The organism is Bradyrhizobium sp. USDA 4516 (assembly GCF_054055915.1).
This window is the reverse complement of record NZ_JBSRXT010000001.1, coordinates 8,752,427-8,775,839: the sequence shown is the minus strand read 5'-3', so window position 1 is coordinate 8,775,839 and position 23,413 is coordinate 8,752,427. Positions and strand designations below refer to the sequence as shown.

Genomic DNA, 23,413 nt, shown 5'->3' with positions numbered 1-23,413 from the left:
GGCCATGCCGCTTCACCTCGAACGGGTCGAATGGACGCAATCGCCGCCGCTGGCGCCCGGCGCCGAGCCGATCGACGTCGATCATCTTCAGCGCATGACGCTGGGTGATCCGGGCCTCGAGCGGGAAGTGCTGGCCATGTTCTCGACCCAGTCGGCCCGGATCCTCGGTGAACTGGCCGCCTTGCCGCCCGAGGCGGCGACCCATGCCCATACCCTGAAAGGATCGGCGCGGGCGATCGGCGCCTTCGGCGTCGCCGAGGCTGCTGCCCAGCTGGAGACCGCGCTGAGCGGCGGTTCCGATGCGGCCCAGCCGCTTGCCGCGCTCGGCGCCGCGATTGCCGAGGCGCGCACGGCGATCGAGCTGATCCTGGGCCGCTCCTAGGCGTCTGGCGTCTCGGCGGTCCGCCGCGACAGCTTGGGCGGCATCCCAACCGGCGGGCAGGTTTTCAGTCTCCGCGCTAGCGCTGTGCGGACCGACCCGTTATACGACTGCCCGGGACCTTTCCATCCATCGTCCGGCGCATTCCGGCAGCACGAGCAATCATGGCCAAAATCCACTTTATCGACCATTCCGGCGAGAAACGCACAGTTGACATCGAGAACGGCGCGACGGTGATGGAAGGCGCGATCCGCAACGCCATTCCCGGCATTGAAGCCGAATGCGGCGGCGCCTGCGCCTGTGCGACCTGCCATGTCTATGTCGATGAAGCCTGGCGCGAGAAGGTCGGCGCGCCGTCACCGATGGAAGAGGACATGCTGGATTTCGGCTTCGACGTGCGTCCGAATTCGCGGCTGTCCTGCCAGATCAAGGTGACCGACGATCTCGACGGATTGGTCGTGTCGACGCCGGAGCGACAGGCCTAAGATCTCTTATTCGCCGTCCGGATTCACTCCGCGACGGACCCAGCGGCGGAAGTTCTGCTTGACCTCCGCCGGCAGCGGCGTCGGCCTGCGCGTGGCCTCATCGATCATCACCGTGACCGCCTTCGCCGACGCCACGCATCTGCCTTCCGAAAACACCACCTGGTCGAAGGTGGTCGATGTGCGTCCAAACTTGACGAGACCGAGCCCGAGCTCGATCTGACCCGGCCAGTGCAGCTCGGCGCGGAAATGGATGTCGAGGCGCACCATGATCCAGCCGAGCCCCGCCGGCATCAGCCCCATGCTGCGATCCTTCACCAGCGTGACGCGGCCGGTTTCAAAATAGCTCGCATAGACGGCGTTGTTGACGTGCCCGTTGGGGTCGAGATCGGCAAAGCGCACATTGTCGGACAGGCGGTAGGGAAAGTCTTCCAGGCGCGGCGCATCGTCAGCACGAACAGGGGCATTCACGCGGGGGATCTCCGTCGGTTTCCCGCCCATACAGCCGACTTGCGCAGGCTCGGCAAGGGGTTGCCGCGCCAGCCGCTGTCCCTATTATGCATGTCGCGATCCGGCCCACTTGGCTGGACAGGCGAAAAAGCCGTCCAGTCGATTTCAACTGAAAAGAAGCGGACATGAGCGAAGCGATCAAGACCGATGTGCTGATTATTGGCGCGGGCCCCTGCGGACTGTTCGCCGTGTTCGAACTGGGCCTGCTCGACATGAAGGTGCATCTGGTCGACATCCTCGACAAGATCGGCGGGCAGTGTGCCGAGCTCTATCCCGAGAAGCCGATCTACGACATTCCCGGAATTCCCTTCGTCACCGGTCAGGGCCTCACCGAACAGCTGCTGGAGCAGATCAAGCCGTTCAATCCGACCTTCCATCTCAACGAGATGGTGGAGAGCATCGAGAAGATCGGCGATCCCTTGTTCCGCGTGAAGACCGATGCCGGCAAGGAGTTCGAGTGCAAGGTCGTCGTGATCTCGGCCGGCGGCGGCTCGTTCCAGCCGAAGCGTCCGCCGGTGCCGGGCATCGAGGCCTATGAAGGCACGTCGGTGTTTTATGCCGTGCGCAAGATGGAGCAATTCCGAGACAAGAACATCCTGATCGTCGGCGGCGGCGACTCCGCGCTCGACTGGACGCTCAATCTGCATCCGATCGCCAAGCGCATCACGCTGCTGCACCGGCGCGACGATTTCCGCGCGGCGCCGCACAGCGTCGAGCAGATGCGTGCGCTCGTTGCCGACGGCAGGATGGATCTGAAGATCGGCCAGGTCACGGGGCTCGAAGGCGCCAACGGCCAGCTCTCGGGCGCGGCGCTCAAGGGCAACGACAATGCGGTCTCGACGATCGCCTGCGATACGATGCTGCCGTTCTTCGGACTCACCATGAAGCTCGGCCCGGTCGCGAACTGGGGCGTGGCGCTGGAGAACAATCTGGTGCCGGTCGACACCGCGGCGTTCGAGACCAACGTGTCAGGCATCTTCGCGATCGGCGACATCAACACCTATCCGGGCAAGCTCAAGCTCATTCTCTCCGGCTTCCACGAGGGTGCGCTGATGGCGCAGAAGGCGCACCGCTACGTGTATCCGGACAAGCGGCTGGTGTTCCAATACACAACCTCGTCATCGAGTCTGCAGAAGAAGCTCGGGGTGAACTGATTTCACTCGGGCAGAGACCAATGCCAGGGGCATGGGCCACTTCCTGCGCGGCGCGGGCACTGGAACGCTCCGTGAAATGGCCGTAGTCTGCTTGTAGTCGAGTTGGTCGATTGATCAGGTGATGATAATGCGGAACACGCTATCCAGACTTCGGCTGATCCTCGCGATCGCCACGGCCTTTGCGCTAGCTGCTCCGCTTGCGGCCTCGGCGGCCGACCCGTCGGCTGCCGGCCTGTGGCAAAAGATCGAAGACGGCAAGCCCGAGGGCTGGTTCCTGGTGATCGAGCGCAATGGCCTGTTCGAAGGCATGATCGCAAAGATGTTCTCATCGCCCGGCGACCCGCCCAATCCGGTTTGCTCGAAATGCACCGACGATCGCAAGGACATGCCGTGGCTCGGCATTCCCCTCATCCGCGACATGAAGCGCAACGGGCTCGCCTATGAAGGCGGCAACGTGCTCGATCCGCGCAACGGCAAGGTCTACAAGGCCAAGATGACGTTGAGCGCCGATGGTCAGACGCTGACCATGCGCGGCTTTCTCGGCATCTCGCTGTTCGGCAAGGATGAGGTCTGGACCCGGCTGCCTGACACCGCGGTAGCCCAACTCGATCCCGCGATCGTCGCCAAATATCTGCCGGCGCAAGCCGCCGTGGCGAAGCCGGCGGCGCCGGTGCCCGCGACGAAGCGGCACTAACACTTCTTCTCTACAATCCGCAGCTAACGCTCCAATCTGCGCGGCTCACGCTCCGCTCTTGCGTGGCGGCGTGAGCGTTCAGCGCTGTCCCGTCGGTGCAATCGGCATCGGCAGTGGCGCGACCGGCTCGGTAATCACTTCGGGCACAGCGGTGTTCAGCTGCAGCACTGTGGCGGCCGCGGGGACCGCCGCATCGGCCATCGCGGCATGGCCTTCGGCGCTCGGATGCACCGCGCCGCCATACACCGCCGACAGGATGCCCCATGTCGCGTCGTGGATGTCGCTTGGCTGCATCGAGGACGGCAGGCCCTGCGGGTAGGTCATCGCCGTGAAGTAGCTGTCATTGGCGTCGCGGATCCAGCGCGCGCGCGGCAGATAGGCGCGGTATTCGCCGGCGCTGCGGCCGCATTTCAGCGGCTGGTTGGCCGCGGCGACGATGTCCGAGACGAAGCTGTCGCCGTTGGCGGCGAAGCAGTCGCGGTCGAATTCCGGATCGGTCGAGGCGCGTGCGCAGAAGCCATGGCTCGCAAACGCGTCCTGATGCGCATCGACGAAGGTCATGCGATCGGCCTGCGGATTGCGGCAGATGATGCCGGACTGGCACTGCGCGATCGCTTTGAGCTGCGGCAGGAACTCGTTCTGGACGAAGCTCGACACCGACGCGAGGCGGTTGGGATCCGCGTTGAACGAGGGATGGATCTCGAAGCCGGCGCGGCCGCCGGGGCAGGGCGCGCCGCCATTGGCCAGCGCCGGATTGGCATAGGCCGTGTAGATCACGTGCGAGAGATCGCCGCCGACCAGCGGCTTCAGCGCATCGCGCAGCTTGGCAAAATCGGCCGGCAGGTCGCGCGCCAGCGCCGAACGGGCATCGTCGACGCTGGCCATCGAGCCGCCGCGGCTGAACAGCGTGCGCTCGGTCGGCGTGTCGACGATCACGTTGGCGACGAGGCCGGAGAAGTAGATATCGTTGGCGCCGATCGAGAGCAGCACGAGGTCGAGGGTGCGGTCGGGCTGACGGCGCTTGGCGGCGGCGAGTGCCGTGCGCAGCTCCGCGATCTGGCCGTTGACGGTGCCCGAGCAGGTGTTGGCTGTCTTCGTCGGCAGGCATTCCCGCGCCTGCTGCGAGCCGAGCAGGCCGTCGGCGATGGTGGCGCCGGTGCAGGCCAGCGGCAGATAGGTCACCGCAATGTGCGGATATTGCACGGCGAGCGCGAGCGCCGTGCGGGTCTGGTAGCTGTACAGCGACCGGTGACAGGCGGAGTTGAGCCACAGCGCGCTCTGGCGCTGCCAGTTGGTCAGGGTGTCCGGTGCTTCGCAGGCGCGGCCGCCTTTGTAGCCGGCGCGGCTCGGCCGGTAATATTGCGCTCCGCCGAGATAGGAGCGGAAGCAGAACCCCTCGTCGGAGAGCGCAATCGCGCGGTCGGGATTGCCCTCGCCGGATGCGATGCTGTCGCCGAGGCCCGCGATCAGCAAGTCGCGTACCTCGATCTGCGTCGTCACGCGCTGGTTGGCGTCCGAGCCGCTTGCGACGTCGACGGTCGCGACCGTGGTGCGGCCGTAGCGGACGCGCAGGTTGATCGGCTCGGCGCAATCGAATGTCGAGGATTGCGGCCCATCGCCGTCGTCGAACGACCAGGCGCAGGTCGCGCCGACCGGAACCGGCCCGGTGAGCCGTACGACGATCGGATGATCGATCGGCGTCAGATAGCTTTCCTTGACGTTGTCGCGCGTGCAGGGCTCGCTGACGCGGCCCTGCAGGTCGATGCAGAGCCGGTTCACGGTGTTGCGCGCCCAGCCGCGGCCGTCGCTTTGCAGTTCCAGCGTCTGTTCCGAGGCCAGCACGCTGCGGCCAAGCCCGCTCTCGACATGCAGGCGGAAGTCGCGTTCCTCGCGGAACAGGCGGAAGCGGTTGCGGACCTCCCAGGAGATCTGCAGCTGGTTGTCCTGCGCCTCCGCGGCCGATGCGAAGACCGCGGCCAGCGCGCTGCCGAGCAGCACGCTGCAGACCGTCACCCGAAACGAAAATCGAACCAAAAAGCCAATCATGGCGCGGTTTGACGCGAGCGGTACGGCGAAAATAAGAGAAGCGGCCGCGAGGATCGAAAATCCGGGGTCGAGGGGCCCGCACAGGGGCCGATAACGTTGTCCGTTACCGTTTCAGCTGCCTGACCCGCTGCTGCCGGCTTTCGATCGGTTGCCGCACGGTCGCCGAAGCCGTGCAGGCTTGGCTTAGTCGTTTCCGCTCTTGCCAAGGCTGCACCACGTTGAGCCAGAGCTCGCGCATGCCCATGATCGAGATCGAAATCCCGAACGGGATCAGGAAGTAGAGGATGCGGAACACGACCAGCGTCGCCAGCAATTGTTCCTTGCTGAACTCCGGCAGCGCCACCAGCATCGCGGCGTCGAACACGCCGATCGAGCCGGGGGCGTGGCTGGCGAAGCCGAGCAGCGTCGCCAGGATGAACACGACCGCCAGCGAGACGAAGTCGATATGCGGCTCGGTCGGCATCAGCAGGTACATCGCGAGCGCGCAGAAACCGAGATCGACCACTCCGATCAGGATCTGCAACAGCGTCAACTTGGCCGAGGGCAGCACCACCTTCCAGCCGTTCTGGCCGAGCTCGCGGCGCTTCACGCCGGTCAGGAGCCAGACGAAATAGGCGCCGATGCCGGCAAGGCAGCCGAGCGCGATCAGCCGGTTCATCGCCGGCGGCAACAGGTCCATCGCCGACGCCGCCGCCGGGTGCCAGGCCATGCCGAAGCCGAGCACGAACAAATTGCCGAGCCAGAAGGTCAGGCCCGACAGAAAGCAGATCTTGGCGACGTCGATCGCGGAGAGGCCATAATCGGAATAGATCCGGAAGCGGATCGCGCCGCCGGTGAAAACCGTGGCGCCGATATTGTGGCCGATCGTGTAGCTCGTGAAGCTCGACAGCGCTGCGATGCGGTAGGGGATATGGATCTTGCCGATCGTGCGCAGCGCGAAGAAGTCGTAGAAGGTCAGCGTGCAGAACGCCCCGACCACGCAGAGCGCCGCCAGCGCGATCCGGTGCGGCGCGATGTTGGTGAGCGCGGTGAGAATGATGCCGGTATCGACGCCCTTCAGGGTGTGAACAAGCGACGTGATCGCGAACGCGATGATCAACACGCTCGCGGCGATCCCGAGCCGTTTCCAGCCGATCTTTTCCTTGAAACCACGCCCAAGCGTGGTCAGCAGCCGAAGCATTCATCCTCCCGGCGGGGCGGCAAATTTCAGTGGGACCCGATCACGGACGGCGACGGGTGACGGGCAAACGCACCGTACGCGATGACCCATAAGGCAAAACCGATGCGTTGTGCAGCCCTTGACAAGCCAACCTTCGGCCCTCGTCCAGCGTCATTGTCATATTGGCTACATATGTTCTCGCCCTGCGGAATGTGAGTCGCAGGACCGCGATGGGGCCACTGCATGTTCCGCCGTTTCAGGCAGTTTCGTCGGCTTTTTTGCCGATTTTGCGGCCGTCCCGGCGTCGATGCGGGTTCGTTGGCGCGAGGCGAATGGACGATATGCATCAGCATGGGGACGGCTGAGCCGGCTGTGACGTTTACCAAAGTGTGAAGTCGGCGCGCGCATGCGCATGATCCGCCCTGCGCTCGGGCCGGTGAGCCGCGCGAAGGCGGTCCGTAGGTCTATTGAGGCAAAACGCCGCGCAAGCGGGCCGCCGTCGGACAGATCGGCAAGGCACGCGATTTCACACTTCGATCCGTGGCGAAGTGTTGCGGCGAAACGAAGGCCTATGTCTCGCATTGGTTGCCGAGAGCAAGGACAAGACCATGCAACAGACATCCCTGAACGTCCGGCACATGCCGGGCCGCCGCGCAACGTCGCATCAGCAAACGAGCGGGCTCGCGGCGACGTTGACGCTCGCCGCGATGAGTCTCGGCTATGGCGTCGTGCAGCTCGACGTCACCATCGTCAACACGGCGCTCAACGCGATCGGCGCCTCGCTCGGCGGCGGCGTTGCCGAACTGCAATGGGTGGTCAGCGCCTACACGATTGCCTTTGCGGCCTTCATCCTGACCGCGGGCGCGCTCGGCGACCGGATCGGCGCCAAGCGCATCTTCATGGCCGGGTTTGCGATGTTCACCGCGGCATCGGTTGCCTGCGTGGTCGCGCCTGATGCGGCGACGCTGATCGCCGCGCGCTGCGCGCAGGGGCTGGCCGCGGCCATCCTGGTGCCGAACTCGCTGGCGCTGCTCCGCCATGCCTATGAAGACGAGAAGGCGCGGGGACGCGCGGTCGGTGTCTGGGCCGCGGGCGCGAGCCTTGCGCTGACCGCCGGCCCGTTCGTCGGCGGCGGACTGATCGCGCTGGTCGGCTGGCGCGCGATCTTTCTGGTCAACCTGCCGATCGGCCTCGCCGGCTTGTGGCTCGCCTGGCGCTTTGCCAGCGAAACCGCGCGTCATCAGCAACACCGGCTCGATCTGCCGGGGCAGGTCGCGGCGATCGCCGCGCTCGGCACGTTGGCCGGCGCGCTGATCGAAGGCGGCGCGCTCGGCTGGGGCAACCCGTTCGTGATCGCAGGCTTCGCTCTCGCCGCCGTCTTCTCCGTGCTGTTCGTCTGGCGTGAGGCGCGCGCGCCGCAGCCGATGCTGCCGCTCTCGCTGTTCCGCCACCGGATGTTTGCCCTGACCTCGCTGGTCGGCCTCCTGGTCAATGTCGCGTTCTACGGCCTGATCTTCGTGCTCAGCCTCTACTTCCAGCAGGTCAACGGGCTGTCGGCGTTCGCCACTGGCCTCGCGTTCGTGCCGATGCTCGGCGCCGTGCTGCCCGCCAACCTGATCGCACCGCATGTCGCGGAGCGGATCGGCGCGCCGGCGACAATCGCGCTCGGCGCCGCTCTCTCCGCCACCGGATGTCTTGCGCTGCTGTTCATCGGCCCCGGCACCAGCTACCTCGCGATCTGCCTGCAATTGCTGGCCATGAGCGGCGGCCTCGGCCTGCTGGTGCCGCCCCTGACATCGGCGCTGCTCGGCAGTGCCGGGCCACAGCATGCCGGCATCGCGGCCGGGGTGTTGAACGCGACCCGGCAGACCGGCAGCGTGCTCGGTGTCGCGCTGTTCGGCTCGATGGTCAGCCGGTCCGCGGCCTTCATCACCGGCCTGCATGCGGCCCTCGTCATCTCCGCCGGCGTGTTGCTGGCGGCGGCTGCGCTGATCTGGATCGGCGCATGGTCAGAGGCTCGGCGCTGAGACGAACCGCAGCGAGGCATCTCCGCGTTGCCCTGACCCGATCGCCTGCATTCAAGGCTTCTTCACCATGCGTGGAACCTTGCTGCGGTGCGGTTACCGTTCCTACACGAATGCGTCTGTTCTTATAGGTCCATAAAGGGGGCCTATATGTATCGCGTTCTGACCTGTCTCACTTTGGAACATGACTGGCGGTTGGTCGTCCTCGGCGGGGTGATCTGCCTGCTCGCCAGCGCCGTCGCGATCAGCCTGTTTCACCGTGCCCGCGCTGCGCAGGGGCGGGCCCGCGAGATCTGGATCGGCCTCGATGCGGCGGTCGGCGGTTGCGGTATCTGGGCCACCCATTTCGTTGCCATGCTGGCGTACGATCCCGGCATCGAGGCCGGGTACAACATTCCCATCACGCTGCTGTCGCTGGTGCTCGCGGTTGCGATCCTGGCGGTCGGATTGGCCGTCGCCACGCTCGATGGACGCTGGCAGACGGTTGCGGCCGGTGGCGCGATCGTCGGCGCCGGTGTCGCGGCGATGCATTACACCGGCATGCTCGGGCTGGAGCTGCCCGCGCGCATCATCTGGTCGCCCGGCATCGTCGCCTCGTCGATCGCGTTCGGAAGCCTGTTCGGCGCGCTCGCGCTCGTCGTTGCCACCCGTGGCGAACGTTTCGGCACCACCGCCGCCGCGACCGGTCTTCTGACCGTCGCGATCGTCTCGCATCATTTCACCGCGATGGGCGCGGTGACGCTCGTCCCGGATCCGACCATCGTTTCCGGCGGACTTACGGTCTCGCCGCGCGTGCTCTCGTTCATGACCGCCGTTGCGGCCTTCGCGATCCTCGGCCTCTCGCTGATCGCCTCGATCCTCGACCGTCGCGCCAAGACCGAACTTCACAAGCAGAAGGTGGTGCTCGATACCGCGCTCGAGAACATGTCGCAGGGGCTGTGCATGTTCGATGCCGACGGCCGCATCATGCTGTTCAACGAGCGCTACAGCGAGATGATGGGGCGCAGTCGCATACCGCTGCAGGGACGCCTGCTGATCGATGTCCTGCAGGACCTCCATTCCATCGGCGAGTGGGACGGCGATCCCGAGGAGTTCTGCAATGCTCTCGTCGCCGAGGCAAAGGCCGGCCACAGCGCGACGCGGATCGTCAGCCGCAACGAGCGCGCGATCCGCGTCGTCGACCAGCCGATGAAGGGCGGCGGCTGGGTCGCGACCTTCGAGGACATCACCGAATGGCAGCAGGCACAGGAGCAGATTTCGCACATGGCGCGGCATGACGCGCTGACCAATTTGCCGAACCGGACGCTGTTCCGCGAGCAGCTCGAGAAGGCCTCGAGACTGGCCAAGCGCTCCGACCAGCTGGCCGTGCTCTGTCTCGATCTCGATCATTTCAAGGAAATCAACGACACGCTCGGACATCCGATCGGCGACGCGCTGCTGCGCGAAGTCGCGCGCCGGCTGGGCGAATGCGTCACCGAGCACGACACCGTGGCGCGGCTCGGCGGCGACGAATTCGCCATCGTGCAGTTCTGCAGCAATTGCGAGCCGTCCGTCGTGTCGTCGCTGGCAAGTCTCGTGGTCGAGCGGATCGCTGCGCCCTACGAGATCGGCGGCCATCAGCTCGTGATCGGCGTCAGCATCGGCATCTCGCTTGCGCCCGAAGACGGCAAGGATCCCGACGAATTGCTGCAAAAGGCCGATCTCGCGCTGTACCGCGCCAAGGCCGACGGCCGCGGCACCTATCGCTTCTTCGAGACCGGGATGGATGCGCGTGCGCAGGCGCGCCGCCTGCTGGAGCGCGACCTGCGGCTCGCGCTCGAGCATGACGAGTTCGAGGTCTACTACCAGCCGATCCGCGATGTCGCGGGCGATCGGATCGTCGCCTTCGAGGCGCTGGCGCGCTGGAACCATTCGCTGCGTGGCCTGATCGCGCCGAACAATTTCATTCCTGTCGCCGAGGAAACCGGGCTGATCGTTCCGCTTGGCGAGATCGTGTTGCGCAAGGCCTGCGCGGATGCCGCGGGCTGGCCCGAGGCCGTCGCGGTTGCCGTCAATCTCTCGCCGGTGCAGTTCAAGAACCCGAACCTGGTGTCGTCGGTGAAGGCGGCGCTGGAAGCATCGGGCCTGTCGGCGGACCGGCTTGAGCTGGAGATCACCGAATCGGTGCTGCTGCAGAACAGCGAGGCGACGCTCGCGGTGCTGCATGAGCTTCGCGGCTTCGGCGTCCGCATTTCGCTGGACGATTTCGGCACCGGCTATTCCTCGCTGAGCTATCTGCGCAGCTTCCCGTTCGACAAGATCAAGATCGACCGGTCCTTCGTCACCGACCTTGCGACACGCGAGGACTCGATGGCGATCGTGCGCGCGGTCACCGGCCTCGGCAAGAGCCTCGGCATCGTCACGACCGCCGAAGGGGTCGAGACCGATACCCAGTTCGACCTGCTGCGTCGGGAGGGCTGCACGCAGGCGCAGGGCTATCTGTTCAGCCCGCCGCGGCCGGCAGCCGACGTCGCCAAGATGTTGCGCAGGACGCCGGAACGGTCGGTCGCCTGAGTTGGAGGGCTAGCTCAGCTCTTGCGCAGGGCAAAATAGGCGCCGCAGAACGCCATCACTGCGCCGAGGCACAGGGCGGCAAGGCCGGCGAGCACGGCGGATATGGTCGAGACCGTGCTCGGCGCCGACGCGGCCTGGCCGGCACCGGCCAGCATCAGCACGCCGACGACGATCAGGAAGTTACGCATCCGCTGCGGGATCTGGCCGGCCACCGCGCTGTGCATCAGATTGGCGGTGAAGTAGCCGCCCGAAAATCCGACGGTCGCGATCAGCCACCACGCAATCGCGGCGCCCGCCGGCATGAACTCGTGGCTGTCGGAGCGCCACAGGCCGCCGAGATCGAGCCCATAACGCGCGCCGAGCATGTGCACGGCAAGCGCCAGCAGCACGCCGGATATCATCGCGCCGCCGAGGATGAGGTAGCGCGGAAAATAGGTCGTCTCAGGCATGGCTCGCTTGTAGGATAGCCGTGACGTCCCGCGCAAGCGCGTGGATGGATTTGGACGGGTGGAACGGCGGCTTGCCAACAACGTTGCAGGATCGATCGGAGGCAGGCGAGGGCTCGCCGCTGCGCTATGCCTACAAGGCCTCATTGATCGGCTCGGCGCACCAGTTCGAGCTGACCGAGGACGGGCTGTCGTGGCGGATCGCCGGCAGGTCGGGCGTGTGGGACTATGCCGACATCTCCGCGGTGAAACTGTCCTATCGCCCGGTCTCGATGCAGCAGCAGCGGTTTCGCGCCGACATCGACAACGCCAGGGGCGGGCGGATCGCGATCCTCTCGACCACCTGGCAGACCGCGACGCTGGTGGCGCCGCAGGGACATCTCTACCGCGACTTCATCGTCGAGCTGCATCGCCGGATGCAGGCGGCGGGCAGCAGGGCCAGGCTGGTCGGAGGCCTCGGGCCGAAGACGTATACCGCCGCGCTGGCGCTGCTGGCCTGCCTTGCGGTGGCAATGATCGGATTGCTGCTGACGGCGCTGCTCACCTCGAACTGGATGGGCGCGCTGTTCCTGGTCGGCTTTGCGGCGCTGTTCACTTGGCAGGTCGGCGGCTTCGTCACGCGCAATCGGCCGCGGCGCTACAGCTTCGATCAATTGCCCGATGCGCTGCTGCCGAAGGCGGTTCGCAATCGGTGAAGCGGTTCGCGCGGCCGGACTGTAAGCGGGTTGTAAGCAACGCGCTGTAAACTCGGCGACGGATTTGCTTTTGGCTGGAGCGTCAGATGACAATCCGGACCCCATTTTTGGCTCTGTGCCTTGTGCTCCTGAGCATCCCGCCGGCTCTTTCCAAGGGCAGCGTGGGCAACAAACATGATCCGCTTGATCACAATCACGTCGACAATCTGCCGCCCGACGTGCGGCGATACGTTGCCGGAATTTGCAAGGGAACGCCGGTCGCGCAGCACGACTTTGCGACCTACTCGCCGCAAGAAAAGCGCTGGCGGATAAACCTCGAATATCTGCAGTGCGGCGTGATCGGGGAGTATCGCAAAGGCAACCAGTGCATGGATGTGGACTTCGTAGCCGAGGGCGCGCATTTTCGTCTCGTGAGAAAGACGTATGCGGCCTGTGGCTTTTGATGCCCTGGCGCTCACTGGAAATGGGCCGCTGCGAGTGCCACTCCTATCCAATTCTGGACTGCGGCGCTGCTTCGGAGTGAACGTGCGATGTCACTCCGTCGAGTCAAAATCCTCTTCGGTCGCGCTCAGCATTCCCGCCAGTGTCCGCAGGCCGAGGTCGAGTTGCTCCATCGGCGGTGCGGCGAGTGCGAGCCGCACCGCATTGGGCGCGTGCCCCGGCGTGGCCGCAAAGGTGGTCGACGGCGTCAGCGCGATGTCGCGGCGCGCCGCGGCCGCGACCAATGTCTGCGAGCGCCAATGCGGCGGCAAGGTCAGCCAGAGATGATACGACTTCGGATTGGTCTGGATTTCGAAATCGGCCAGATGCTTGGCCGCCAGAAGCTGGCGGCGGCCGGCATCGATCCGCTTCAGCCGTGACAATTCGGCGGCGGTGCCGTCGGCCATCAGCCGCTGCCCCGCGGCGAAGGCGTAGCCCGACGCGGTCCAGCCGCCCGAGCGCACCGCGGCCATGATGCTCTCGCGCAGCCGCGGCGGCGACACGATGAAGCCGAGCGCAAGGCCCGGCGCGACCTTCTTCGACAGGCTGTCGAGCATGATGCAGCTGTCGGGCGCGAGCGCGGCGAGCGGCGCCTCATCGTCGAGAAATCCGTAGACGCCGTCCTCGATGACGATGAGGCCGAGCTTCTCCACCACGCGCAGCAGCTCGGCGCGGCGTTCGGGCGGCATGGTGATGCTGAGCGGGTTCTGGATCGTGGGCTGGACGTAGATCGCGGACAGGTGCGCCTCGCGATGCGCCTTCTGCACCGCATCCGGTCGCACGCCGTGTTCGTCCATCGCGAGCGGCACCAGCGAGATGCCGAGCCGCGCCGCGATGCCCTTGACGAACGGGTAGGTCAGCGCCTCGACGCCGCAGCGTCCGCCGGGCGGCACCACGGCGGCGAGCGCGGCGGCGATGCATTGCCGGCCATTGGCGGTGAACACGATCTGGTCGGGATTTGGCGTCCAGCCTTTGCGCGCCAGAAATTCCGAGGAGATGGTGCGTGCCGCCCGCGTGCCAAAGCTGGTCGCCGGCCGCAGCGCGCCCTCGAGCACCTCGGGCCGCTCCAGTCCTTCGAGGCTCTTGGCGATCATCGTCGCCTGGTGCGGCAGCAGCGGGTAGTTGAACTCGAGGTCGATGCGGGCCCCGCGCGGTTCGGTCGGGGCCGTGATGCCGCGGCGTGCCTCGCCGGACACGAAAGTGCCGCGGCCGACTTCACCGACCACCAACCCGCGCCGCAACAGCTCGGTATAGACCCGGCTCGCTGTTGAGACGGCGATGTTGCGGTCATAGGCGAAATGACGCTGCGGCGGCAGCCGGTCGCCCGCCTTCAGCGCGCCGCTGGCGATCTCGGCGGCCACCGCATCCGCCAGCTTCAGATATTCGAACCTCGACATTATTGCACCGAGAGCAATGTTTTACTTGCTCCGAGCAATGTACCGGATCATTTAAGAGGGAACAAGCCCATGATTGCACCGAGGAGTGCGCAAGCAATCCGAGGTCCCGGCGGCGCAGGCGCTGAAACAGCATTTGCGTCAACGGCGTAGCTTTGTCTATGGGCAGCGAAGGAGAGATGACAATGTCAGCGATATCCTCAGCCGCCGCAGCGCCCGCGCGGCCTAGTACATTGGGCGGATTGCTCCGATTGCTCCGAGTGTGGGGCGATGCGCTCGCGACCTATTGGGTGCGCCGCGAGGCGATCAAGACGCTGCGCCAGCTCGATGACCGGGCGTTGCGCGATATCGGACTCTCGCGCTGCCAGATCGAGACCGCCGTCACCGGCGACTTCGACCTGGAGCTGGTGCGGATCCGTTAAGATGCCGGTGCTGCGCTAATGCATGATCCGGAAAAGTGCGAAGCGGTTTTCCCTCGCGACAAACGCGGGACGCGTTTGCGCGGAGGTCATGCTCAAACAAAGAGTTAAAGCGCGATGACGATTCAACCCAATCACGTCGCGCCTTAGGGCCGGGCGCCGACTGCCGGTTGCAGAATTCACCGAAACTACACCAAAGAAGCGGAAGAGCCCCATCTCGTCACCGCCGTCGCTCCAAGGTTGTGACGCTCTATGCTAGCCTGTTAGCTGCGTACGCTAGCGTTGAGTTGGGGACCGATGGCCGCTCGCAAATTGTCGCAAGGGCAGGCCCCGACCCGGGAAGCGCGTCGCCGCTGGCATGAGGAGCGATCGCTGCGCTGTGCGATCCGGTTGGCCCGCATGGGCTACTGGGAGTCGCAGAGTGCCGCCGCGACCGATCTCTGGATATCGCCCGAGCTCGCCGCATTCTACGAATTCGACACCGCCGACGGCTACATCCCCATCGCCACGGTGCGCGAGCGCTATCTGCCTGAAAGCCGGAAGCTTCTGGAGGCGCATTACGCGGCCTGCTGGGCGGAGGGGCGGCCCTATGCGGTGCGGACGAGGCTCCGCAGTTCCGATGGCAGCCTGCTCGACTGCGTGGTGCATGGCGAGCCGGAATTCGACGCGGACGGCCAGGTCCGACGCGTGTCCGGCATCGTCCGCGACGTCACGGAGGAGACCTCCGCGCTGCGGCGCCTGGCGGAGAGCGAGCAACGGCTGGCCGATTTCGTCAGCACCGCCTCGGACTGGTGCTGGGAGAGCGATGCCGAACATCGGCTGCTGCCCTATCCCAAATCGCTTGCCGGCAATGCGGCGTTCCAGACGGTGGCCGCTGGCAGGAAGGCGCGCTGGGAACTGACTTATGCGCCCGAGGACGGCGAGGCGATGGCGCGGCACCGGGCCGATATGGAGGCCCATCGCCCTTTTCGCGACTTCACCTATACGCTGATCGGCAAGGACGGCTCGCGCGTCAGCATCTGCACCAGCGGCAAGCCGATCTTCGCCGATGACGGCAGCTTTCTCGGCTATCGCGGCACCTCCAGCGACATCACCCAGCTCAGGGCGGCCAAGGCGCTGCTCGACCAGCGCACGCGGGCGCTGGAGGAGGCCCACCGCCTCGGCAAGATCGGCACCTGGAGCTTCCGGCTGGACAGCGGCCGTACGATCTGGGCGCCCGAGCTCTACCAGCTTCTCGGCCTGCCCGACACGTTCGAGCCGACCGATGAGAAAATGGGACCCTATTTCCTGGACGGCGACGCCGACCGCTTCCGGGAGGTGCAGAAACGGGTGCTGCGCACCCGCCGTACCGAGGCCACGGATCTACGCATCCTGCACGCGGACGGCATGCCCCGCGATCTGGCTGTGATCTGCAAGGCGGAGGTTGCCCACGACAAGGTCATCGGCATCATCGGCACCGTGCAGGACGTCACCGAGCGCAAGGAAGCCGAGCGCCAGCTCGAGCAGCTCGCCTACAGCGATCCGTTGACCGGCCTTGCCAATCGCGCGCTGTTCACGCGCCAGCTCGCCGCGCTGACCGAAGGCTGCTCCCAGGGAGGCCGGACCGGTGCGCTGCTGCTCATCGACCTCGATCGCTTCAAGGAGGTCAATGATTCCCTCGGCCATGCCGCCGGTGACGAATTGCTGATCAAGGTGGCGGCTGCGTTGCGGCAGGAATTGGGGCCGCGCGCCTTCATCGCCCGGCTCGGCGGCGACGAATTCGCCGTGCTGGCGGATGGATGCGACACGTCCGACGCCGCGCTGACCGGGCTTGCCGATCGGCTCGTCGGCAAACTGTCCGGCCCTGTCGATCTCGCCGAGGGCGAAGCCTCGGTCGGCGCCACCATCGGCATTGCCCGCCTGCCGGAGCACGGCGCGACGGCGGAGACCGCCGTGCGCAACGCGGACCTCGCGCTCTACATGGCCAAGGAGGCCGGGCGCGGCCGGGCGCAACTGTTCGAGCCGGTCTATGCGCAGGCGGTCGATGAAAGGCTCGATCTCGGCCGCCATCTGCGCCACGCCGTGGAGGCCGGCGCCCTCGAGGCCCATTACCAGCCGCAGGTGGACCTGAAGACCGGCCGCGTCACCGGCTTCGAGGCGCTGCTACGCTGGGCTCATCCCGAGCGCGGGCCGATCTCGCCGGCGGAGTTCATCCCGATCGCCGAAAGCTCCGGCCTCATCGTCGACCTCGGCCTGTGGGTGCTGCGCGAGGCCTGCCGGCAGGGCCGCGCCTGGCTGGATGCCGGGCTGCCGCCGCGCTCCATCTCGGTCAATGTCTCGCCGGCGCAGATCTGGAGCGTGGATTTCGAGACCGCGGTCTCGGCCATCCTGGCAGAGACCGGCTTTCCGGCGGAGCTGCTCTGCCTGGAGCTGACCGAAAGCCTGTTCGTGGATCATACCGAGCAACGGATCAGTCGCACGCTGACGGCGCTCTCCGGCTTGGGCGCCCGGCTGGCGCTGGACGATTTCGGCTCCGGCTATTCCTCGCTCGGCTATCTGACGCGCCTGCCTTTCGACTGCCTGAAAGTGGACCGGGCCTTCGTGGATGGCATTTCCACCGCGCCGGAGAAGCGCAAGCTGCTCGGCGGCATCATCGCCCTGTCGCACGGACTCGGCATGACGGTCGTGGCGGAGGGCGCCGAATTGTCCGCCGAACTGGACGTGCTCGGCGGGCTCGATTGCGATTTGGTGCAGGGCTTCGTGTTTTCCCCGCCGATCGCCGCCGACAAGGCGCCGCTGGTCGCCGCCAGCATCGAGCGCGAGGTGCGCCGGATGCAGCCGCAACGGAATCGCCTCTAGCCGAACACCGCTTGCGGCATTGTTTTTGTGCGTGGCTTTGCCTCGATGGTGGCAGCTGACCAATCAACTGGGCCGTGTACTCATAAAGCGGAGCTGGATGAGGGACGCTTGATGTCCGCTCTCACCCTGACAGCCGCGAGAAAGCGGACGTCGCCGGAGGTTCGAGAAGGGCCACGAACCGATACTTGGCCGCGAGCCAACGGGCCTCCTGACTTGCACCTCGATCTCATCGATCCCTATTCGATGGCCGATTGTGCAGCCAGTTCGGCCTTGCGTAGCGTTTTGATGTCGTTTTCGGTGTGGTTCACCGGGGCGAGGTGAATCTCCACTTTTAAGAGCTTGCCTGTATAGGGATTGGGCGACGCGTAATCATCGCTGACCGGCGATCCCGTATCCATCCCGATGTCGAAAGTTTCATCGGCCGAGAACCGGCCCAAGACGCTCTTTTCGACCCGCCCCTCTCCAACCTTCGTGTCATTGACGAAAAGCGTGACTACGCCACCCTTTCCGAGCCCACCGCCGTCGTACTTGAAGTCCACGCGAATGATTGCCGGACCCGGTGCGAGCTTCTCCGAACTGGCGACTTTGTATCGTTGCAAGGAAAACCAGTTGTATTCGTAAGTCGGCTTACCGTCCTTGATGTAGAGAGCGTAGCCGGCAACGGTGCCGCCAGCCGCGATCAACACACCATCACCGCCTGCTTGCGGAACATCGATATACGCCGCGATGCTGTGCGAGCGGTTTTTCACGTTGGGCGATGAGCTTTCGGGGATCCGCGTGGCGCCGGGGTAATAGGTAAAATCGGTGCGTCCCGCGATCAGGCTCGGACGCAAGCTTGGGTCGGCGCGCTCGATGAACCGGTCGTCCAGCGGGAGCACGTCGTATTTTGCTGCCTCGACCCAGAACAGGTCCTGCATGTCGTGCAGACGCTTGGGCTCCTGAGCCGCCAAGTCGTTGGCCTCGCTGAAATCGCTCTCAATCCGGTAAAGCTCCCACTTGTCGTTGGCGAAATCATACGAGCCGATGTTTTGCCAGGGCAGCCGTCCATGGCGGACGCACGCAACCCATCCGTCGCTGTAGATCGCACGGTTGCCGAACATCTCGAAATATTGAACGCGACGCTGCTCTTCAGCCTTCGGGTTGTCGAAGGTGTAAACCATGCTGACGCCTTCGATCGGCTTTTGGGCAACCCCGTTGACCGACGAGGGCTGCTCGATTTGAGCAGCCTCCAGGATCGTCGGAACGATGTCGACCGCGTGATGGAATTGAGTGCGAATGCCGCCTTTGTCCTTGATCCTGTTGGGCCATGAGATGACGAGCGGATTGCGCGTACCGCCGAAATGCGAGGCGACCTGCTTGCCCCATTGGAACGGTGTGTCCATGGCCCACGCCCATCCCACGGGAAAATGATTGTAGGACTTGGGACCGCCGATCTCGTCGAGATGCGCCAGGATATAGCTCGGGTCCTCCTGCTGACCGTTAACGCCGACCATCTCGTTAAAGGTGCCATTGAGGGTACCTTCCATCGAGGAGCCGTTGTCGCCAATCTCCCAAAAGATCAGCGTGTTGTCCGTTTGGCCGACTGCTTCCAGAGCATCGAGGACGCGCCCAACATGAAAGTCGGTTTGGGCCGTGTAGGCGGCGAAGGTCTCCATTAGCCGCGAGGCGATGCGCTTCTGATCAGCGGAAAGGGAATCCCAGGCAGGAATCTCCGCCGGCCGCGGGGTCAGCTTGGTGTCGGCAGGGATCACGCCCAGGCGCAATTGTCGCTGGTATGTTTCTTCCCGATATCTATCCCACCCCTGATCGAACTGCCCCTTGAACTTGTCGATCCATTCCTTCGGCACGTGATGAGGCGCGTGCGTGGCACCGGGCGCGTAATAGATGAAGAATGGCCGGTCCGGTGTCACCGACTTTTGCTTGTTGATGTGACTGATCACCTCGTCGGCGAGGGCTTCATTCAGGGTGTAATCGGCTTTCCGGCCGCTCGGGACCTCCATCTCGATTGGCGTATTGTCGCGATAGAGCGCCGGCACCCACTGGTTCGCTTCGCCCCCCAAGAAACCGTAGAAGTGATCAAATCCCTGCCGGGTTGGCCAGCGGTCATAGGGACCCGACACACTGGTCTCCCAATCCGCAATATTGTGGTTCTTGCCGAACCAGGCTGTGCTGTAGCCATGCTGGCGCAACGGCTCTGCCACCATGGCTGCGCTGTTGGGAATCTGTCCGCTGTAGCCGGGATAGCCGTCGCCCAATTCGGTGATGTTGCCTGTTGCGGCGGAATGATGATTGCGGCCCGTGAGCAGCGCGGCCCGCGTTGGAGAACATAGCGCCGTGGTATGGAAGCGCGTGTAGCGCAATCCGGCCTTTGCGAGCCGGTCCAGGTTCGGGGTAGGGATTTGGCCGCCGAAAGTCCCCCATTGTCCGAAGCCGCAATCGTCGATCAGAACGAGCAGGACGTTCGGCGCGCCGCTTGGTGCACTAATGATCGGTATCTTGTCCGGAAACGAGTCCTTATAGGTGGTGCCGATTTTTCCCTTGAATGGCGGCTGCGGAAGCGGCAGCACTTCTTGAGCCTGCGCCGACTCGCGAAGCCAGGACCAACCGAGTGCCGACGCAAGCGCGCCCTTTGCGGTGGAAAGAAAAAGCTGACGGCGATTCATCGATGCCTCTCCTTCTGTTACCCGCTTGGGCTTTCGGACGCCTCCGCTAACGTGTGGTACGGAGAGGTGTCACTCCGCTCACCCGACGCTGTACAACCATTGGGGGATCGAAATGGAAGCGCCGCTTTGTTCCCTTGATCTAGATCAACGGAGGGCCCCTTGGTACTTCGGGCCAAAACCGGGTCTCGCGACCGCTTTGGTCAGAAGCTGAAGAACTCGATGTGAACACAATGCATCCGCTTTCGGGGGTATAGCGACCAATCGCCGTCGGTCAGCGCCTGATTGAGCCGGACTGCCGAGCCGATGCTGCCCAACAAGCCGCGCGGCGTGCGACGAGCGAATGACCGCCGCGTCCTCAATGGCATCGTGCGCAATTTCGGAATATTAGAAGAATGTCCCTGAGCTGCCCGACGTGTCAAGTCGCCTGGTCGAACGCCGGCCGAAAGGCGAGACGGTGTTGGGCGGCATGGACGCCGCCCAACACGATCATGAATCTCATTTTGCCATTGCCGTCCTGGCGGCCTCGATTTTCGCCTTCACGGAATCGAGGTTGAAGCTCGCGCCCTTCTGCATCGGCGGAAACTCGATTGCGGTCATGGCCAGCTTCTCGACCTCCTGTTGAACGAACACGAAGCGCCAGAATTCATATTTGAACCAGTCGAAGTATTGTTGCGCGCCGTATTTGGTCCCGCTGTCCGGCCAGCCCGTTCGCTCGAACGGATCCAGGCGGAGGTTGATCAGGTAGGGCACGTCAACCTTGGTTTTTTCGCCCAGCCAACCCCCGGGCTGGTCGATGAAGCGATACTTGTAGTCGTCGATGCGCACGGCCCCCAGCTCGCTCTCGCCGAAGTACCAGATTTCGTGCCGGTTCGACGGCCCCTTGCCGGTGATCATGTCCATCTGATTATAGCCATCCAGATGGCACTTGTAGGTGCGATCGCCGATCTGCTTGCCCTTCTTCAGTTCCTCGGCAATGTTCGGGTTGCCGGCAGCCGCCAGCAAGGTCGGGAACCAGTCCAGACCGGAGATGATTCCGTTCTCGACCTTGCCCGCCGGCACCTTGCCCGGCCAGCGGATCATCGCCGGCGCGCGGAAGCCGCCTTCCATGACCGTACCTTTGCTCTGCGCGAAGGGTGTCTGTCCGCCATCCGGCCAAGTGAAGACCTCGGTGCCGTTATCCGTGGTGAAGATGACAATGGTGTTGTCATCCACGCCCATGTCCTTGAGTTTTTTCATGACGAGGCCGACATCGTCGTCGAGCTGCGCCATGCCGGCTTCATGAATCGACCAGCCGTTCTTGGAGTTGCGCATCGCCTCGTACTTCGGCGACAAATGCGTGACGATGTGCATGCGGGTCGGATTGAGCCACAAGAAGAACGGCTTGTTGTCGGCCTTGGCCCTTTCAATGAACGACAAGGCGAAGTCTCGGATCTCATCGTCCACCGTTTCCATCCGCTTGGGATAGAGCGTTCCGGCGTCTTCAATCCTCTGCTTGCCGACCTTGCCCCAGCGCGGATCCACGGTGGCGTCGTCCACATTGGTCGCCCACGAATGGATCATGTTGCGCGGGCCGACCTTGTTCAACAGCTCCTGCGGATAAGCGGGGTGGGCCGGATCTTCCATCGCGTCGAGGTGATACAAATAGCCGAAGAACTCGTCGAAGCCGTGCACTGTCGGCAGAAACTCGTTCTTGTCGCCAAGGTGGTTCTTTCCGAATTGGCCGGTGGCATAGCCCATGCCTTTGAGCGCGGTGGCAATGGTCACGGCCTCCGCCGGCAAGCCTGTGGGAGCGCCGGCCTGACCGACCGTTGTCATGCCGGTGCGGATCGGTAGCTCGCCGGTGATGAAGTTGGCGCGGCCTGCGGTGCAGCTCGCCTCGGCGTAATAATCGGTAAACAGCATGCCTTCTGCGGCGATCTTGTCGAGGTTCGGCGTCCGGCCGGCCATCATGCCACGATGGTAGGCACCGATATTCCAGATGCCGATATCATCTCCCATGATGACGACGATATTGGGCCGCTGGCCGCTCGGTGCCTGCTGCGCCTGGGCCAGAGCCTTTTCGACCGATGCGGCTGCGCCTAACGCGGATGCCGCCGCCAGGCTTGTCGTCGCGAGCAAAACATTTCGACGGCTCATATCGCGTGAGGCGTTATCCTTGTCGTCGCTCATCACTTGCTCCCTTCCTCATGATGCATCGAAAGCCAACATGGCTCGTGGACGTATCCACCGCTTCCGCATGGCGCGCAGCCGGGCGATAGCGACGGCAGTAGTTCGGCGCGCAGAGATGCGAGCCGCCTTTGAGAACCTTGCGGGGAATCTTGATCTTGGGCAGAGACGGATCGTGGCTGTCTTGCTCTCGCCTGCCGCGTGGATCCTGAGGAACGCAGCACGCCTTGGCCGCGTCGGGCGCATGCCTGGTGGACCACCAATCGGTGGTCCACTCCCAGACGTTGCCGATCATGTCATGAAGGCCGTAGCCGTTCGGCGGGAACGCCATCACCGGCGAGGTGCGCGCGTGACCATCGTCAGTAAGATTCTGGTATGGAAAAACACCTTGCCAGGTATTCGCCATTGGCCTGCCGCCGGGCATCAGCTCGTCGCCCCAGGCGAACTCGGCGCCGTCGAGGCCGCCGCGCGCGGCAAACTCCCATTCGGCTTCGGTCGGCAAGTCCTTGCCAGCCCATATCGCGTAGGCCTCGGCATCGCGATAGGCAATGTGGACCACGGGATGATCGTCGAGGCCGCTGATCGAACTGCGGGGGCCATATGGCCGGCGCCAGTTGGCGCCAAATTTGAAATTCCACCATTGCGACCAGTCGCGCAAATCGACCGGACGCTTCGGTGGCGTGAAAACCAGCGAGCCTGCCTTGAGCATGTGTGACAGCGCGCCTGGATAGTCCCTTGCGTCAGGCCGCGTCTCCGCTGACGTCACGTAGCCTGTTGCGTTGACGAACTTGCGAAAATCGCGATTGGTGACCGGCGTGCGGTCCATCCAGAAGCCGCTCACCGAGACGCGATGGACCGGCGCCTCTTCGGCATAGTGCCTGTCTGAGCCCATGCGGAACGTGCCGCCCGGAATCCAGATCATGCCTCTTTGGCTGGGCCCATCCGACAAAGGTACGCCTGCCGCAACGCCAACGTCGTGCATGGGCTACTCGCAGTGAACGAGCTTTCAAAATTACGAGCGTCGCCTCCAGGAATCTCTCGGCAGCTTTCTAGCGCCGATTCTGCCAGGGAGGAGCGCGGCTTAACACCTTAGTCGGTCAACGTGACAATCGAACATCTGAAGCGGTGGCACGTTCGCAGCGGCACAACCTTCTCCCATTGATCTAGATCAATCGAGCCAGGTCGCCCGTTCCTTGTGGAGAGCCCTGATGACTATGCAAAAAGTGCCAGGGTTGTGGCGTCATGGACACAACCTTCCAATAAACCTCCGGCTGAACTCAAGTGTGCCGAATTCGCGTGGACGAACGGCGG

General features: G+C 64.4%; 18 protein-coding genes. 10 read left to right on the top strand and 8 right to left on the bottom strand.

Going from position 1 to position 23,413, the window contains the following annotated elements:
- Positions 1-4 precede the first annotated feature (4 nt).
- Together ACVI1L_RS40865 and ACVI1L_RS40860 are read left to right on the top strand one after the other, a co-directional pair.
- Complete coding sequence (locus ACVI1L_RS40865; RefSeq protein WP_456785387.1) at positions 5-382, top strand: Hpt domain-containing protein; 378 nt, start codon at positions 5-7, stop codon at positions 380-382.
- 161 nt (positions 383-543) lie between these two features.
- Complete coding sequence (locus tag ACVI1L_RS40860; RefSeq protein ID WP_016841525.1) at positions 544-864, top strand: 2Fe-2S iron-sulfur cluster-binding protein; 321 nt, start codon at positions 544-546, stop codon at positions 862-864.
- A gap of 6 nt (positions 865-870) precedes the next feature.
- On the opposite strand, the gene ACVI1L_RS40855 is transcribed toward ACVI1L_RS40860, so the two are convergent.
- Positions 871-1,332, bottom strand: a complete 462-nt coding sequence (locus tag ACVI1L_RS40855) for an acyl-CoA thioesterase (RefSeq protein ID WP_076825837.1) — start codon at positions 1,330-1,332, stop codon at positions 871-873.
- Positions 1,333-1,496: 164 nt separating this feature from the next.
- On the opposite strand from ACVI1L_RS40855, the gene ACVI1L_RS40850 reads away from it, so the two are divergent.
- On the top strand, positions 1,497-2,525 hold the full coding sequence (locus ACVI1L_RS40850) for an NAD(P)/FAD-dependent oxidoreductase (protein ID WP_057016688.1): 1,029 nt from the start codon (positions 1,497-1,499) through the stop codon (positions 2,523-2,525).
- Between the two features lie 127 nt (positions 2,526-2,652).
- Positions 2,653-3,219: a DUF2147 domain-containing protein gene (locus ACVI1L_RS40845; RefSeq protein WP_057016746.1), complete on the top strand. Its 567-nt coding sequence runs from the start codon at positions 2,653-2,655 to the stop codon at positions 3,217-3,219.
- Positions 3,220-3,297: 78 nt separating this feature from the next.
- Here ACVI1L_RS40845 and ACVI1L_RS40840 read toward each other — a convergent pair whose 3' ends face one another.
- Both ACVI1L_RS40840 and ACVI1L_RS40835 read right to left on the bottom strand, forming a co-directional pair.
- Positions 3,298-5,265, bottom strand: coding sequence for an SGNH/GDSL hydrolase family protein (locus ACVI1L_RS40840; RefSeq protein WP_376708480.1), 1,968 nt, complete (start codon positions 5,263-5,265; stop codon positions 3,298-3,300).
- A gap of 103 nt (positions 5,266-5,368) precedes the next feature.
- Complete coding sequence (locus ACVI1L_RS40835) at positions 5,369-6,445, bottom strand: lysylphosphatidylglycerol synthase transmembrane domain-containing protein (protein WP_456785386.1); 1,077 nt, start codon at positions 6,443-6,445, stop codon at positions 5,369-5,371.
- Between the two features lie 617 nt (positions 6,446-7,062).
- Between ACVI1L_RS40835 and ACVI1L_RS40830 the strand changes: the two genes are divergently transcribed.
- Positions 7,063-8,451 (top strand): MFS transporter, encoded by a 1,389-nt coding sequence (locus tag ACVI1L_RS40830; RefSeq protein ID WP_456785672.1) that lies wholly within the window; start codon positions 7,063-7,065, stop codon positions 8,449-8,451.
- A gap of 147 nt (positions 8,452-8,598) precedes the next feature.
- Positions 8,599-11,001, top strand: coding sequence for an EAL domain-containing protein (locus ACVI1L_RS40825; RefSeq protein ID WP_253589847.1), 2,403 nt, complete (start codon positions 8,599-8,601; stop codon positions 10,999-11,001).
- Between the two features lie 14 nt (positions 11,002-11,015).
- Here the strand turns inward: ACVI1L_RS40825 and ACVI1L_RS40820 are convergent, their stop codons facing one another.
- On the bottom strand, positions 11,016-11,450 hold the full coding sequence (locus tag ACVI1L_RS40820) for a hypothetical protein (RefSeq protein ID WP_016840859.1): 435 nt from the start codon (positions 11,448-11,450) through the stop codon (positions 11,016-11,018).
- Positions 11,451-11,494: 44 nt separating this feature from the next.
- On the opposite strand from ACVI1L_RS40820, the gene ACVI1L_RS40815 reads away from it, so the two are divergent.
- Positions 11,495-12,142, top strand: a complete 648-nt coding sequence (locus tag ACVI1L_RS40815; protein WP_057016685.1) for a hypothetical protein — start codon at positions 11,495-11,497, stop codon at positions 12,140-12,142.
- Between the two features lie 86 nt (positions 12,143-12,228).
- Positions 12,229-12,585, top strand: a complete 357-nt coding sequence (locus tag ACVI1L_RS40810) for a hypothetical protein (protein WP_156436156.1) — start codon at positions 12,229-12,231, stop codon at positions 12,583-12,585.
- 90 nt (positions 12,586-12,675) lie between these two features.
- Here ACVI1L_RS40810 and ACVI1L_RS40805 read toward each other — a convergent pair whose 3' ends face one another.
- Complete coding sequence (locus ACVI1L_RS40805; RefSeq protein WP_456785385.1) at positions 12,676-14,019, bottom strand: aminotransferase-like domain-containing protein; 1,344 nt, start codon at positions 14,017-14,019, stop codon at positions 12,676-12,678.
- Positions 14,020-14,276: 257 nt separating this feature from the next.
- Between ACVI1L_RS40805 and ACVI1L_RS40800 the strand changes: the two genes are divergently transcribed.
- Together ACVI1L_RS40800 and ACVI1L_RS40795 are read left to right on the top strand one after the other, a co-directional pair.
- Positions 14,277-14,438 carry a DUF1127 domain-containing protein gene (locus ACVI1L_RS40800; protein ID WP_080583391.1) on the top strand — a complete coding sequence of 54 codons (162 nt, stop codon included), beginning with the start codon at positions 14,277-14,279 and terminating at the stop codon, positions 14,436-14,438.
- A 294-nt stretch (positions 14,439-14,732) separates the two neighbouring features.
- Positions 14,733-17,273: a sensor domain-containing protein gene (locus tag ACVI1L_RS40795; protein WP_456785384.1), complete on the top strand. Its 2,541-nt coding sequence runs from the start codon at positions 14,733-14,735 to the stop codon at positions 17,271-17,273.
- A gap of 236 nt (positions 17,274-17,509) precedes the next feature.
- On the opposite strand, the gene ACVI1L_RS40790 is transcribed toward ACVI1L_RS40795, so the two are convergent.
- The 3 genes from ACVI1L_RS40790 to ACVI1L_RS40780 form a co-directional block, all read right to left on the bottom strand.
- Positions 17,510-19,936 (bottom strand): arylsulfatase, encoded by a 2,427-nt coding sequence (locus tag ACVI1L_RS40790; protein WP_456785383.1) that lies wholly within the window; start codon positions 19,934-19,936, stop codon positions 17,510-17,512.
- A gap of 495 nt (positions 19,937-20,431) precedes the next feature.
- Entirely contained in the window at positions 20,432-22,072 is a 1,641-nt protein-coding gene (locus ACVI1L_RS40785) for an arylsulfatase (protein WP_456785671.1), read from the bottom strand.
- A gap of 13 nt (positions 22,073-22,085) precedes the next feature.
- On the bottom strand, positions 22,086-23,024 hold the full coding sequence (locus ACVI1L_RS40780) for a formylglycine-generating enzyme family protein (protein ID WP_456785382.1): 939 nt from the start codon (positions 23,022-23,024) through the stop codon (positions 22,086-22,088).
- Positions 23,025-23,413 lie beyond the last annotated feature (389 nt).